Consider the following 13,257-nt stretch of genomic DNA (forward strand, 5'->3'; position numbering starts at 1 on the left):
TTGCCTGGGGCTGCGTTGCTCCTCGGTCACAGCCCCACTGGCGGGGGATGCTCGCTCGTCGCGCCTTGCCCCAGGCCAAATTGGGCGCAACGAACGTGAGCGTATTTACGAAACGGACCACTTAGGCGTGACTATGCAATTCGACGCCGCGTTCCCCATCACCCCCTCCCTCTCCCTCAGGGAGAGGGAGGGGTTTTCCTCGGCGCAGGAATGGTCACCGAATCGTGAATTAGAACAACGCCGTGGAAATGTTCTCCCTCTCCCCAGGGGAGAGGGCCGGGGTGAGGGGAAGAGCGGCGTCGGACTGAATAGTCACAGTTCAGTGTGATGGCCCAGATGGAGGAGGAACAGGTCCATATTCCCTCCGAAGGCCGGCGCCTCGAAACGCCGGCGCGCGACGCCTTGCTCGAACATTACGCGCGCACGGATTCCATATCGAAAGGGGCGCTGGCGTTTGAAATCATCGTGATTGCCGGTCTGAGTTTGTGGCTTCTGGGCCGCGGCCTGCAGGTCACCTCGGCGCTTCCCTGGCTGGCGCTGGCTCTGGGCGGATTCGGGGTTTTCCGCTGGTTCCTGCACCACGTCTTCCTGAACAAGAAAAAGCTGAACGAAATCCGCCCGGACGCGCAATTCGGCATTCACAACCGGGACTCCCTCCTGGCTCTGACGCGGCGCGTCTTTGCGCAACTTGGGCTTAAACCGGACGCCGCGCCGGTCTTTGTTATCCGCGCGAAAGACGTGAACGCCCATGCCGTGCGCTGCGAGCTCTGGCCCGGCCTGCACCTGTTCAACGGCGTGTTTCTGAACCGTTCCATCCTCCACTTGCTGGACGAACCGGAACTGGCGAGCGTGGTCGGACACGAACTGGGCCATGTGTTTCCGTACGCGCCGTTGCTGTCCCGCTGCTATCTGCTGCACGCGGCGTTCGCCGGGATCGCCTCGTTCGCGATCACTGCGCGGCTCGAATCCGCCGCCGTGGCGATCCTCGCGCCGCTGGCGATTCTTTGGGCGCTCGACTGGGTGATCGCTTTCCCGCACCTGCGGCTTTCGCGTGGCATCGAGTTTCTCTGTGACGATTTTGGCGCGCACGCCGCGGGTTTGCTGCCGGCGCTCAGTTGCGAAATGAAAATCGCCGCCGAACAGGAGACCCGGCAGAAATTGCTCCTCCGGATTTTTGAAGCCCGCCAACAAGGGAGCCCTCTCAACCTGGCCAGTCTTGCGGAAGCCTATGAAGCCGCGGTCCCATTCGGAAAAGCGGATCCGCAGGAATTTGAGCGGGAGTTCCAAAAATTCGTGGGGCAAAAGAAAAGCGCCGCCGGCCGAATCTCCCTCGGAGGTTTCCTCGGCTTTCTCCAGGACGCTCCGTCCGGCGCCGCCGAGGAAGGCGCGGAGGAATTGGCGGCTGAACTGCGGCATCTGCAAGATTTGCCGCTTTTGCCCCTGGACCGCAGCCTCTACGAGCGCGGCAGCAAAGGGTGGTCGATTGGCCTGGCGGAGCGGTTGACGCGCGAAATCGAGAGCTGCCCTCAACGCGTGCTGTTCCAATTGCCCGTTGAAGTGGACGACCGTACCGCCTCGCATCCCAACACCACCCGGCGTGTTCTATACCTCTGGCGGAACCAGGCGCACTATCCCGTCTGCGTTTGAAGGGGAGCACACGCGCCCTCGCGGGTGCCGACTGGCGCCGTACCTGTTTTGCGCGGTAAGGACGGATTCCACTCCGTCCCAACTGAGACCTTGAGGGCAGACTGCCTTCCAGGAAGAGACGGTGGGGCAACGGAGGCTCCTGGTTTTTCCATTGTCCGTCTCTCCATTCAAGGACGGCCTCCAAGATTAGCAGGGACGGAGTGGAATCGGTACGTACCGGCGCTAACACATACGGAGCCTCGACCCGGCCGCGAGACGCGCGCGCGCTCTTCTCCGGAATGGTCGTTTCCTACGACGACCCCATCTCCAGCCCACGCATCGTGCCGGTGGAGGACGCGAATTTGTCCGTTTCCAAACCCATCCGCTGGAGCATGGAGACGAACAGATTGGGCAGCGGATAATTGTGCGCCGTGTCGAACGCCAGGTGCTGGCCGTGCTTGAAGCCGCCGCCGGCAAACAGGGCCGGCATGTTCGTCGTCACGTGGGTGTTCGCGTTGCCGAGGTTCGAGCCGTAGAGAATCATTGTGCGGTCGAGGAGCGGTTCGCCGTCTTCCTGCACGGCCTTGAGTTCGCGGAAGAGATTCGCGAGCAGGTTCATGTGCCATTCGTCGATGGCTTTCAACTGCGCCAGCTTTTGCGCCGATTTGCCGTGATGGGAAAGATTGTGGTAGCCGTCGCTGGTTTTCACGTCGCCGAACTCGATGGCCGGCGAGTTCACGCTGTCGAGCAGCAGCGAGATCGAGCGTGTGGAATCGGTTTCAAAGGCAAGGCGCGCCATGTCGTACATCAGCTTCACCTTTTCCATGTAGGCGGCGGGACTGGCGGGATCGAGCGGCACCGAAGCGCTCACTTTCGGCTTGGGCTTGCGTTCCCATTCGCGCGACATCTGCATGCGCCGCTCCAATTCGCGCACGCTGGTGAAGTATTGGTCGAGCCGGTCGCGGTCGCGGGCGCTGACATTGCGCTGTAATTCTTTGGCCTGCCCGGCCACAGCGTCGAGAATGCTTTGGCCGGTCTCCAGTTTGCGAACCTGCGCTTCGGTCTCGTCCTGGGTTCCCTCCAGGAACATCCGGGCGAAAACGTCGGCGGCCTTCTCTTCACAGGGAATGAGCACGCCCGACCCCGTCCAGGAAAGGCTGCGCACCCCTTGCTGTACGTTGACGCCGAGCGTGAGCGACGGAAATCGCGTCAGATGCCCGATGCGCTCGCCGATGTATTGATCGAGCGAGATGGTGTTGCGAAAGCCGGCGCTGCCCGGATGCGGCGCGGCCGTGAGAAAACAGTTGTCCGCCGGATGCCCGCCATCCACGTCCGGATGCCACACGCCGCTGAACACCGTGAAATCGTCGCGGTGGTCCCTGAGGATTTCGAGGTAGGGCGGCAGGGGGTAGTCCCGCCCGCTCTGCTTGGGGAAGAAATGGTCCGGCAACAAGCCGAGGTTATTGCAGATGCCGAAGAAGCGCCGCCGTTTGCCGCCTGGCGTCCCATCGCTTGCCGTGCGCTTCGCCACGGCGGCAAAGGCCGGCGTCATCGCCTCCAGCAGCGGCAGCGAAAGCAAGATGCCGGCGCCGCGGAGAAATTTGCGGCGGGAAAGCGGGGAACGCGTGGAAACAAAGGGGGCGTTGGTCATCATAGGCGCAAATGGTTGGCGGCTTACTGGCTCGTAATTTACTTACGCTTGCGGATTAGAAAAGGAGGATTTTAGGAGAAACGTAAAAGTCGATCAGCCACTCGGCGGGAGACCTTCTTTCGGATCCGCCGGTGTGAAGTGCGCGCAGGAGTGCGGATCCTCCCAAGAACCTCATTCACCTCCGCTATCTCAGTTTTCTCCTGTTGAATTCTTTTGGAAGTGCGATTTGCCGCATCGAAGCTTTGGCAGGCCGACTGCACTTGACCGTGCCGGAAGTGCTTTGCAAGGCCGCAGAACAGATGGTCCTGCGTCAGGCACCACGCCAGCCGACAGCGAACGGCGACTGGCGATTTCCAGAAGGCCGCCATCTCGGGGCCTTCCGCGTCTCGGTCGAGACCTGGCGCCTGCTGGGAAACGAAGCGGCCGTTTGAGCCACTATGATTTCCTTCGACACCAACCTCCTCCTGTACTCGCTGAACCAGGACTGTGCGGAATACAATGATGCACGCGCTTTTTTCGCCTCCTTACCCGCAACGCCGAACACCGTGGCCGTTTGCGAACTCGTCCTGATCGAGCTTTATGTGCTGCTGCGGAATCCTGCAGTCCTGGCCAACCCGCTCGACCCGGCCGACGCGTTTGTCGCGCAGCCGTTTCGGGCGCCGGCGCGGACGGAAGGTGTAGGAAAGTTGCGTGACGGTGAAGATGCCTTTGCTGCGGAGTTTCTGGCGCTCCTTCGCGCTCATGCCGGCCAGCAGGCTCAGATCGTCCTTGTCGATGGCGATCTTCCGACAGCGGGCCTGGAATTCGCACTCAGCGCAGTGGCGGTTCAGGACGAGATCCGGCGGCGTGGTGCTGGAGAGCAGCGCGGCGATTTTCTCAGTGCGTTTCCTCACTTCGCTAACGAGGGCGGCAGCCTTCACCTTCAAGATCGGTGGCCGCAGTTGGAGTCATGAGGGGTCGCACGACGCCGCTCCAGGTTGGCACGTTTCCATGGAGTCTCTGGACTCGGCAGTGCTTTCTGAGCCTGTTGGGGTGATTTTCATGCGACAAGCTTACACTTTGTCGCGTTGTCTCTCAGCGGCGGCGTCAATGCATAGACTTCATTGGATGAGCGGTGAGCATGCCATCCGGGATGGGGAGCACACGCGCCCTCGCGTGTTCCGACCGGCGCCTCGCCGGTCGGAAGGAACGCATCGGTTGGTCACTTCCCAAATTTAAGTGATGGTTGTTCGAACCCACCGAGGTGGTCGGCGAGGGCGCCGACCACAGCACGCGAGGCGCGTGCGCTCCCCGTCTCGATGTCGCCGCTACCTTCTATTTGTTCCGGAACAATTCGCTCTGCACGATTTCATGCATGAGCGAGCGCACGCCGTAGTGGCTCGGTTTGGCGCGTTGGAGAATGGCTTCGATTTGGGGACGGTCCGCGAAGCGAATCGGCGCGCCGGTGGCATAGACGGCCAGTTGCCGCGCGAGATTGCGCGCGAGCTGCGCTTCGTCGGCCAGCAGAAGTTGTTTGAATTCGCGCACGTCGCGGAATGTTCGACCGTCGGGCAGCACGCCACTGGAATCCACGGGCAGCGCATAATGGAACGCGAATTTCTGTCCGCTCTTGGCCAGGCCTTTCTCCGGCGTCCCGCCGCCTTCAGCGCGATAGCGCTCGCGCCAGCCGCCCAGGACGTCGAAGTTCTCCAGGGCGAAGCCGGGCGGATCAATTTTTGCGTGACAGGCGGAGCAGCTTTCCAGCGTGCGATGCTGGTCAAGCTGCTGGCGAATGGTGACGGCGCCGCGAATGTCCGGCTCAACGGCAGGAACGCTCGGCGGCGGCGGCGGCGGTTTCTGGCCCAGGATGCGTTCCATGATCCATGCGCCGCGCAACACGGGCGAAGTTGTGGTGCCATTGGCGGTGACCTTCAGCACGGCGGCTTGGGTCAGCAATCCGCCGCGAACACTGTCCGCCGGGAGCGCAGTCCGGCGCAGAGCCACGCCCTGCACGGGCGACAATCCGTAATGCGCCGCGAGCCGTTCGTTCAGCAGGGCAAAATCCGACGCCGCGATGTTGCGGGCGGGCAAATCGCACCGCAGCAGTTCCGCGAAGAACAGCCGAGTTTCCTCCAGCGCGGATTCGGTCAACAAATCGTCCAGGTAGTAATCGCCGTACAAATTCGCGTCCGGCGCGGTGGCCACAATCTTCCGCAAGTCCAGCCAGTAATCGAGAAAGGCCTCCACAAAGCGGCGGGATTTGAGATCGGCCAGCAGGCGTTCCGTTTGGGCGCGCAACACGTTCGGTTTGTACAACTCATTCATCGCCGCGCAAAGCCGCAGTTCATCATCCGGCGGCGAGTTCCAGAGAAAGAAGGAAAGGCGCGAAGCAAGCGCGTAGTCGTCGAGACGTCCTGGCCTTTCTTCCAGGCAAATGAAGCCGGGCGAAGAAAGAACGGCCGTGTACGCCGCCAGCATGGCGTCGGTGAAGCTGTTTCCCAGCTTCAGTGCGTTTTCGACGACGGGAAGAAAGCGCGCTACTTCGACCTTGCTCGTGGGCCGGCGATAAGCGCGGCGGATGAATTCAGGCAGCAGCCGTTTCGCATCGCGCAACGGCTGGTCTGAGAAGACCTCAACTCCCGGCGGCGGCGTGAACCGGCGGTCGCCGAACCGATTGGTGCGGGCCAGATTTCTCGCGGCGCGCCCTTCTGCGTTCGCGTCCACTTTTCGGCTGACCAATGACAGGTCGCCGAAGAGGAGTCTGTGTCCCGCCGGCGGCCACTCGTCATAAATCGGGCCTTCGACTTCGAGCCACCGGAACACGACGCCCGGTTGCCCGTCCTTTTCCGCGAGTGGATTCTGCCAGCGCGACGCGCCGGGGCGGGAACGAAAAAGTCGTCCGGCGTCCGGACGGATCATCTCGCCGGCCAGCAGCCAGACGTCGAGTTCATGCACGGACGGTTCCGGCGTGACATCAAAATCGCCGAGCTTGCGCAGCAGACGAGGGGGAGTTTCGGCCGTGATCGTGACCGGTTCGTCGCGGCGGCCTTTAGAAATATCATCCAGATTGGGAATGAACCATTTGTTGCTCGGCCCGAGGCCGACCCAAACCGAATAGGCATGGAAACGGAGTTTGTAGCGGCCTGCCAAGGGAGCCCGGAACTGGTTGAACTTCGGCTCAATCGGCTCGTAAGCGCTCGCGACCACGCCGACGCCCTCCAGTTCGCGCAACTCCGCGTTGGTGCTGCCGACGGTGATTGGCGCGTCGCCGCGGCGCACGTCCGGCTGCCCCTGAAAACCGAGCACGGGAAACGTGGCGCGTTCCGGCGCCGTGTTGAACACGGAAAATTTCATCGGCCCGGTGTAACTGCGCTGGTCGCGCGCGTAATAGCGGACCGTGTTCGTCTCGGGACGAGCTGCATAGGGCGCCATGGCTTGACGGAGCGCGTAGTCCGCGGCGTTGAGGTAGCGCGCCATTTGCACGTGCGACACATCCAGCGCATCGCCGACCTTGTTGAAACGGTGCGCTTCGCCGTCTTCGGGAAGCGAGTCCCTGATCTGCAGCCACGGCGCCTGCAACAAATCCCGCAGCGCGTTTTCGTACTCGTAGCGATTGAGCCGCCGCTGCGTGGCACGGCCTTCACGCTTCAGGTCGGCCTGTTCAGCAGCGACGAGCGAACCGGACAGCGACCTGGCGAACGCGGCCAGCTCCGCCGAATTCGGGCGGGGTTTTTTCTTCGGCGGCATTTCACCGGCGCTCACGCGATCATGCACGAGAACCCATCGATTGAAGTTGGTGGAGTTCGCGAGATCGAATTTCAGCGCTGCCAGATCCAGTCCGCCTTTCTGCGTCTCGGCGTCGTGGCACTCGAGGCAATGCTCCTGCAGGAATCGATCGACGTTCGACGTTCGTTCACCGGACGCCGCGGAGGCTGCCGTGGCGAAAAGGAGAGAGAACCGCAGAAGTTCTTTCATGGTAACTCTTCAGTTAACGACGGTGGAGCGACGCTCCTGCGGAGCTTTTCTTCGATGGCATGGCTCGGCAGGAGCCTCGCTCCACCTTAACTAACTACCTTAACTGAGGGGGTACGTTTCATGGGGCTTTCGCGAACCAGGTCGTCCTCCATCACGGCCGAGTGAAATACTCGATTTTCTTCGTTTCGACCGAGGCGCCCCAAATCTTGATGTTGTTCACCTTTCCCGTGTCGTCAAACGAACCGAAACCGATGTGCCCGGCGCCGAAAGTCTTGTCCTCGGCAACCATGATCGGTTTCGTCAAATCGTCGAAATAGACCTTGATCGAGCCGTCGGAGAGTTTTCGTTCGAGGCGGACTTTGTGCCAGACGTTCAGGCCCCAGTTGACGCCTTGGGTGGTTTCTTTGGCGATGTTGGTCCGCGGTTTGTCATTCACGATGAAAATGTTGTGCGCATTGGGGTCGGCCGCCGTCGCGATGTGCGCGTAGTAAAACTTGCTCGGATCCTTGAACCCGAAGACCAGGACCATGTCGCGGTGCCCGTATTCTCGCCCCGTCTGAACGAGGTCCGCTTCGAGAATGAAGTCGCCAAAGGCCTTTTCCGCGATCAAGGCGATGTTGAAGGGCGAGCGCACTTTCGGGGTGTATTTGCTTTGCGCGACGAGTTCCAGCGCGGAGGACTTTTCATCCGCGGAGAACTTCCAGACCTTCGCGTCCGTGAACACGAAATGCTTCAACGCGGATTCGTCCTCGAACGTCTGTTCGTAGAGAAGTCTGAAGCCGTCGGGCAAAGGGAGTTTGCTCTTCTCGTGGAATACCAGCGCCCCACCGGATCGAGTGGGAGGGAACTGGGCTTTGGGGCCGTCAGCCGCGGGGGTCTGCGCTGAAGCGCCGGGGGCGCCGAGGAGAAGGAGCCACGTGGAGACGGCGCCGATTGGGAGGGAAGCAATGATGTTCATGACGTGCGAGCGTTCAGATCGGTTGCCAAAAGTAATTGATTCAGCACTCGTCCCGTTATCTCTCTCTCCCCGCGAGGAACGAGTAGGGAGAGAGTCGGGGAGAGGGGAATTCTCGACCGAACGCCCTCCCCTGCCCTCTCCTCCTTGCTTGGGAGGAGAGGGAGAAAAGCGCGATGCATCGCAAGGATCAGACGTTTTCCGGAACGACGAACGGCGGACGGTAGTTGTCCTTCAACAATTTGTCGGCTTCAGGATTGTCGATGAACCGCTCGGTTTTGCCGTTCATCCGCAAGAAGGCCCCCAACGAAGCTCGGGTCTTTTTCAGATCGACGCCATTCGCCGCCAGGTGCTCTTCCATCCGGCCCAGGGTTTCCACGGCGGCTTTGTCCGCCTTGAGCGCCTCGCGGATTTCCTCCGGGTTCGCCTCTTTGCCCAGGCGATAAGAGATGTTCGAGGTGTGGCAAAGCGCGCTGGAAAGGTGGCCTTCCAGGATGTCCGCGTTGAGATCCGAAACTTTGCGGCTGCGGACGGCCTTGATGAAATTCTCAAAGTGTCCTTCTTCGCCGCGCCCCATGAAACTGCGGATGACCTGCCCGTCGTTGTCATAAACCGACGTGCCCGCCAGGTAGCCGCCTTCGCATTCGATCACGTGCCCGACGCTTTGCGTGCGGTATTTGTCCATCTCGCGTTTCCCGGTGCCGGCGGGCAAACCGCGGACCTCGAAGATCAGCAGCGCATCGCCATAATCGTGCACGGCAAATTGCGTATTCGGCGTTTCGCCATCATCGGCGTAACCGAGCCGGCCGCCAACACTAAGGATCTTCGGCGAAAGCTCCGGCTTGTTCAGCGCCCAGCGGCAAATGTCCATCTGATGGATGCCCTGATTGCCAATGTCGCCGTTGCCCGTGGCCCAGACCCAGTGCCAGTCATAGTGCAGGCGGCTGCGCATCAGCGGACCGTTCGGCGCGGGACCGCACCACAGATCGTAATTCACCGAAGGCGGAATCGGCTGCGGGCCCTCGACTTTCCCGATGCTCGGACGAGGCTTGTAGCAAAGCCCGCGGGCAATCTTGATCTTGCCGATATTGCCCGCGCGCACCCAATCGAGCGCTTCGCGCAACCCGGCGTTCGAGCGACTTTGCGTGCCGGCCTGGACGATGCGCTTGTATTTGCGAGCCGCCTCGACGGCCTTCCGGCCTTCCCAGACGCAGTGCGAGATGGGTTTTTCCACATAGACGTCTTTGCCGGCCTGGCACGCCCAGATCGTGATCAAGCCATGCCAATGATTCGGCGTGGCGGTGCTGATAACGTCGATGTTCTTGCTTTCGAGCAGGCGGCGGACATCGATGTGGGCTTCGATGGTCTGGCCTTTCTTTTGCAGACGTTGCGCGGAGGCGTCCAATACTTTGCTGTCCACGTCGCAAAGCCCGGTCAGGCGCACGCCCGGAATATTGGAGAACCCGCTGATATGACTGCCTCCCCGCCCATTGAAGCCAACGACCGCCACGCGGATGTCTTCGTTTGCGCCCAGGACATTATTCCACGAACGCGCCGAAAGGCTCAGGGCGCCGGTGGTGATGAGGGAGGATTTGATGAAACGACGACGAGACAGTGTTTTCATTTGATTATCTCCAGGTTTGTGTTTTCGGATCAGGCTCAGAAACTTGGTTCCGCTGCGTTTGGATTGAGCAACCTTTCCCCTCACCCTGGCCCTCTCCCCAAGGAGAGGGAATCCCGATCTCCACGCCTCGCAGAATGCCAGCGGGCTTCTTCTGCGCCACCGCGCAATTCGATACCCCCTCTCCCCAAGGGAGAGGGTTGGGGTGAGGGGAACGAGACGCCCGATGGAGAACGCGCAATCATTCGTGAGGGCGACGCTCGGCTAAACGATTTCAGGCACAACGTAAGGCCGGCGATAGTGGCGCGTGAGCAGGGCGTCGGCTTCCCGGCTGTTGGTGAATCGCTCCGCCTTCGGGTCCATGGTCAAGAACTCGCCGAAGGTGAGTTTGTCGTGATTGAGATCCACCTCGTTCGCCTTGAGGTGCTCGACCATTCGGCCAAATGTTTCCAGCGCGGCGCTGTTGCTTTTGAGTTTCTCGCGGACTTCGTCCGGGGATTTCTTGGCTCCCAGCCGATAGGACACGTTGCCGGTGTGGCAAAGCGAGCTCGACAAGTAGCCTTCGAGGATATCGGCGTTCAAATCAGTGTGCTTCCGGGAGCGGCACGCTTTGATGAAGTTGTCGTAGTGGTCGGTCGAGCCGCTCCACCGTTTGATTTCTTTGCCGTCCTTGTCGTAAGCAATCGCGCTGTTGTAATTCGGACTCACGACATAACCGCCTTCGTAGTGCACGATCGCCGCCACCCGCCCGCCCATGAACGTGTCCATGTTCCTGGAACCGCTCTTTTCCGGCAAACCGCGCACCTCGAAAATCAGCGGCGCCTTCGGGTAATCATGGAATACGACCTGAGTATTCGGCGTCTCCGCGTCGTCCTGGTAACCGAGCCGGCCGCCAAAACTGAAAACGCGCGGGGACAATTCCGACACGCCAAGGAACCAGCGGGCGCGGTCCATTTCGTGAATGCCCTGGTTGCCGAGATCGCCGCAGCCGTAGGCCCAAAACCAATGCCAGTCGTAGTGCAGGCGCTTGCGCCGGAGCGGATCGACGGGCGCCGGGCCGCACCAGAGATCGTAATTGATTTCGTCCGGTATTGTCTGCGGGCCTTCGGTTTTTCCGATGCTCCCACGTGGCTTGTAACAGAGACCGCGAGCCACAAGGATTTTGCCCAGGTTCCCGGCTTGAACCCAATCGACTGCCTCTCGGATACCGTGGCTGGACCGGCTCTGCGTGCCGGTTTGGACGATCTTTTGATACTTGCGCGCCGCCTGCACCATCTGGCGGCCTTCCCAAACATTATGGCAAACGGGTTTCTCGACGTACACGTCTTTGCCCGCCTGCACAGCCCAGATCGTCGCCAGCGCGTGCCAGTGGTTCGGCGTCGCCGTCGTGATGACATCAATATCTTTTCGCTCGAGCAATTTCCGGATGTCTGTGAATCCGTCGGCCACGTTGCCTTCCTTGTTGAGCGAACCCAGCCCTCGGCTCAGAACAGTTTGGTCCACGTCGCACAGCGCAACGATGCGAACCTGCTTGTCCTTCAGCTTACGCATGCCGTTGATGTGGTCCCCGCCGCGCCCGCCAAAGCCGACCACGGCCACGCGAATGGTTTCGCTGGAACCGGGGACTTGAGACCAGGAACGGGCGGAAAAACTGAGCGTGGTGGCGGTGAACAGGGAACTTTTCAGGAAGGAGCGACGCGTAAGATGTTTCATGGTTTTCAATTTGGTTCGTAGTTAATGGACGACTGACGAATTAAATTCATTGCTTCAAAGTAGGGCAGGCTTCCAGCCTGCCCAGAAATTCAATCCAGATGAACCGTTGCAACAATCTGCTTCATGAACCAAAATCGATTGGCTTCTGCGGAAGCGAGAAGGAGGCAGGATGCCTGCCCTACTTTTGGGCGACCTTCGTTCGCGCGTATTCCTCGTACTGTTCGGCAACTTTCCCGTGCTTCTCGTCGCCTTCGTGGAAGTAGATGCGATACCGGAACGTCACGCTCTGGCCTTCCGGAAGAACCAGGTTGCCGGCCTTTCTGTCGGGCAGACTCTCGAAATCGTGGCGGCCAAAGGCATTCGCGGCAAATAATCCGTAATCGCGCACGTGCCACCAGGTCGGATGCCGCGGATTCTGTGGGTGATCGAAGATGGCGACGCCGACCACCTTGCCATCGACCGGCCCATAGTAATCGCACCACTTGGCGCGTTTGCCCCAGGTCTGGCCGTCGCGCACGCCTTCGCTGTTGACGATGCGGCCTTCGCCAGGACGGCTTTTCTTTTCACCTTTGGCCGGCGGTTTCGTCAGGCGCATCGACTCGTTCAGACGGAGTGCCATCGTCCCCTCCTTCGTGTCACCAAACGTCACGTCGCTCTCAGAGGCGTGAATCGTCACCTCGAAGTCCATCATCCGGTCGTGAGCGCGATTGTAGATCCGCATCGTGCGATCTTCAGTGCAAACCATTTTTCCATCGACCGCGACCAGTTTGTTTTGAGTCCGGATCACACCCACATCCTGCCCGGATTTGATTTCCGTAAAAGCAACATGAACGGTCTTGCCTGACTTGGCGCTCTCGGCCCAGAAGTCATGGCCATTGATGTCGCCGTGAGCGTACCAAAGAGAGCGGTGATGCGGATGATCGTGCGCTTCGCCTTCAACATCCTTCATTGGCCAATTGCGCGTCATGGGCACGCCACCGGGGCCGATCACAGGATAAAAAAACGGCCTGGACACTTCTTTGCCGCCATACGCTTTGGAGTGGTATTCGGAGAAGAGCTGGCCGCCGACTTTGATGACGAGCTTGCCGTCCTGCTCCGTGATCTGGACGCCTCCCGGTTTGCTTTCCGCCGCGTTGGCTCCGACAGCACCCACACCTGCCAGAAGCGAAATGACAAAGGCAATTGAAGGACGATGGAATTTGGCCAGTGGTTTCATGATGGAGATCGTATCGCCGCCCCAAATTCGCGGTCAATGGGAAATCGAACACTGAGTCGCGGCAATTACTCATTTCCGTAGCCCATTGGGAATCGCCAGTGCGATCGATTCATCGACCGGGTCGGACTCGGTTTCAATCAAGTAGGCCGCGCCGGGATCGCACGTCACCGTTTTGCTTTTGGGCTGCGCATTCTCGGCCCAGGTGTGCGTTACCGTGATCGGTGCGGCGGCTCTCGGCCGGTCATCCAGGCAATGGGCGTAAATGCGGATGTTGTTCAAGCCGGGATCGCCAACGTATCGGACGAAAACCGTGGCGGCGCGCTTGTCCAGCATTACTTCCCGATCCACGTTGAAGTGCCAGTGATCCTGATCCTCGGGGATTTGCGCGCGGTAGATTTGTTGAAAATGTTCCGGGGTTTCCATCTTCAAACGCAGATTTGTAATCTGCCGTATCGCGGAATTGTATTCCGCAGGGGCTCGACAAGTTCGAGGGCTCTGGAACTCGCCGAAGCACCGCCGAT

At 60.4% G+C, this 13,257-nt stretch carries 9 protein-coding genes; 1 reads left to right on the forward strand and 8 read right to left on the reverse strand.

Features of this window, described 5'->3' with window-relative positions:
* Positions 1 to 324: 324 nt before the first annotated feature.
* Positions 325 to 1,647, forward strand: a complete 1,323-nt coding sequence (locus FJ398_05230; protein MBM3837357.1) for a hypothetical protein — start codon at positions 325 to 327, stop codon at positions 1,645 to 1,647.
* 289 nt (positions 1,648 to 1,936) lie between these two features.
* Here FJ398_05230 and FJ398_05235 read toward each other — a convergent pair whose 3' ends face one another.
* The 8 genes from FJ398_05235 to FJ398_05270 all read right to left on the reverse strand — a co-directional run bounded on the left by FJ398_05235 (position 1,937) and on the right by FJ398_05270 (position 13,165).
* On the reverse strand, positions 1,937 to 3,277 hold the full coding sequence (locus FJ398_05235) for a DUF1552 domain-containing protein (protein MBM3837358.1): 1,341 nt from the start codon (positions 3,275 to 3,277) through the stop codon (positions 1,937 to 1,939).
* 524 nt (positions 3,278 to 3,801) lie between these two features.
* Positions 3,802 to 4,170, reverse strand: a complete 369-nt coding sequence (locus FJ398_05240) for a hypothetical protein (GenBank protein MBM3837359.1) — start codon at positions 4,168 to 4,170, stop codon at positions 3,802 to 3,804.
* Positions 4,171 to 4,591: 421 nt separating this feature from the next.
* Positions 4,592 to 7,231: a DUF1592 domain-containing protein gene (locus FJ398_05245; GenBank protein ID MBM3837360.1), complete on the reverse strand. Its 2,640-nt coding sequence runs from the start codon at positions 7,229 to 7,231 to the stop codon at positions 4,592 to 4,594.
* Between the two features lie 151 nt (positions 7,232 to 7,382).
* A complete protein-coding gene (locus FJ398_05250; protein MBM3837361.1) occupies positions 7,383 to 8,189 on the reverse strand; it encodes a hypothetical protein in 807 nt (268 codons plus the stop codon).
* Positions 8,190 to 8,376: 187 nt separating this feature from the next.
* The gene (locus FJ398_05255; protein MBM3837362.1) at positions 8,377 to 9,810 is read right to left on the reverse strand and encodes a gfo/Idh/MocA family oxidoreductase; all 1,434 of its coding nucleotides are present in this window, start codon (positions 9,808 to 9,810) and stop codon (positions 8,377 to 8,379) included.
* Positions 9,811 to 10,071: 261 nt separating this feature from the next.
* Entirely contained in the window at positions 10,072 to 11,520 is a 1,449-nt protein-coding gene (locus FJ398_05260) for a Gfo/Idh/MocA family oxidoreductase (GenBank protein ID MBM3837363.1), read from the reverse strand.
* A gap of 178 nt (positions 11,521 to 11,698) precedes the next feature.
* On the reverse strand, positions 11,699 to 12,736 hold the full coding sequence (locus FJ398_05265) for a hypothetical protein (protein MBM3837364.1): 1,038 nt from the start codon (positions 12,734 to 12,736) through the stop codon (positions 11,699 to 11,701).
* A 69-nt stretch (positions 12,737 to 12,805) separates the two neighbouring features.
* Positions 12,806 to 13,165, reverse strand: coding sequence for a hypothetical protein (locus FJ398_05270; GenBank protein ID MBM3837365.1), 360 nt, complete (start codon positions 13,163 to 13,165; stop codon positions 12,806 to 12,808).
* Between the last annotated feature and the right edge of the window lie 92 nt (positions 13,166 to 13,257).

This window comes from Verrucomicrobiota bacterium (assembly GCA_016871535.1).
In the GTDB taxonomy this organism is placed as follows: Bacteria; Verrucomicrobiota; Verrucomicrobiia; order Limisphaerales; family SIBE01; genus VHCZ01.

What these genes read in the sequence shown, in the direction of transcription:
- FJ398_05235 (MBM3837358.1), bottom strand. Translation starts at nt 3,277, where the DNA reads ATGACCAACGCCCCCTTTGTTTCCACGCGTTCCCCGCTTTCCCGCCGC.
- FJ398_05245 (MBM3837360.1), bottom strand. Translation starts at nt 7,231, where the DNA reads ATGAAAGAACTTCTGCGGTTCTCTCTCCTTTTCGCCACGGCAGCCTCC.
- FJ398_05250 (MBM3837361.1), bottom strand. Translation starts at nt 8,189, where the DNA reads ATGAACATCATTGCTTCCCTCCCAATCGGCGCCGTCTCCACGTGGCTC.
- FJ398_05255 (MBM3837362.1), bottom strand. Translation starts at nt 9,810, where the DNA reads ATGAAAACACTGTCTCGTCGTCGTTTCATCAAATCCTCCCTCATCACC.
- FJ398_05260 (MBM3837363.1), bottom strand. Translation starts at nt 11,520, where the DNA reads ATGAAACATCTTACGCGTCGCTCCTTCCTGAAAAGTTCCCTGTTCACC.
- FJ398_05265 (MBM3837364.1), bottom strand. Translation starts at nt 12,736, where the DNA reads ATGAAACCACTGGCCAAATTCCATCGTCCTTCAATTGCCTTTGTCATT.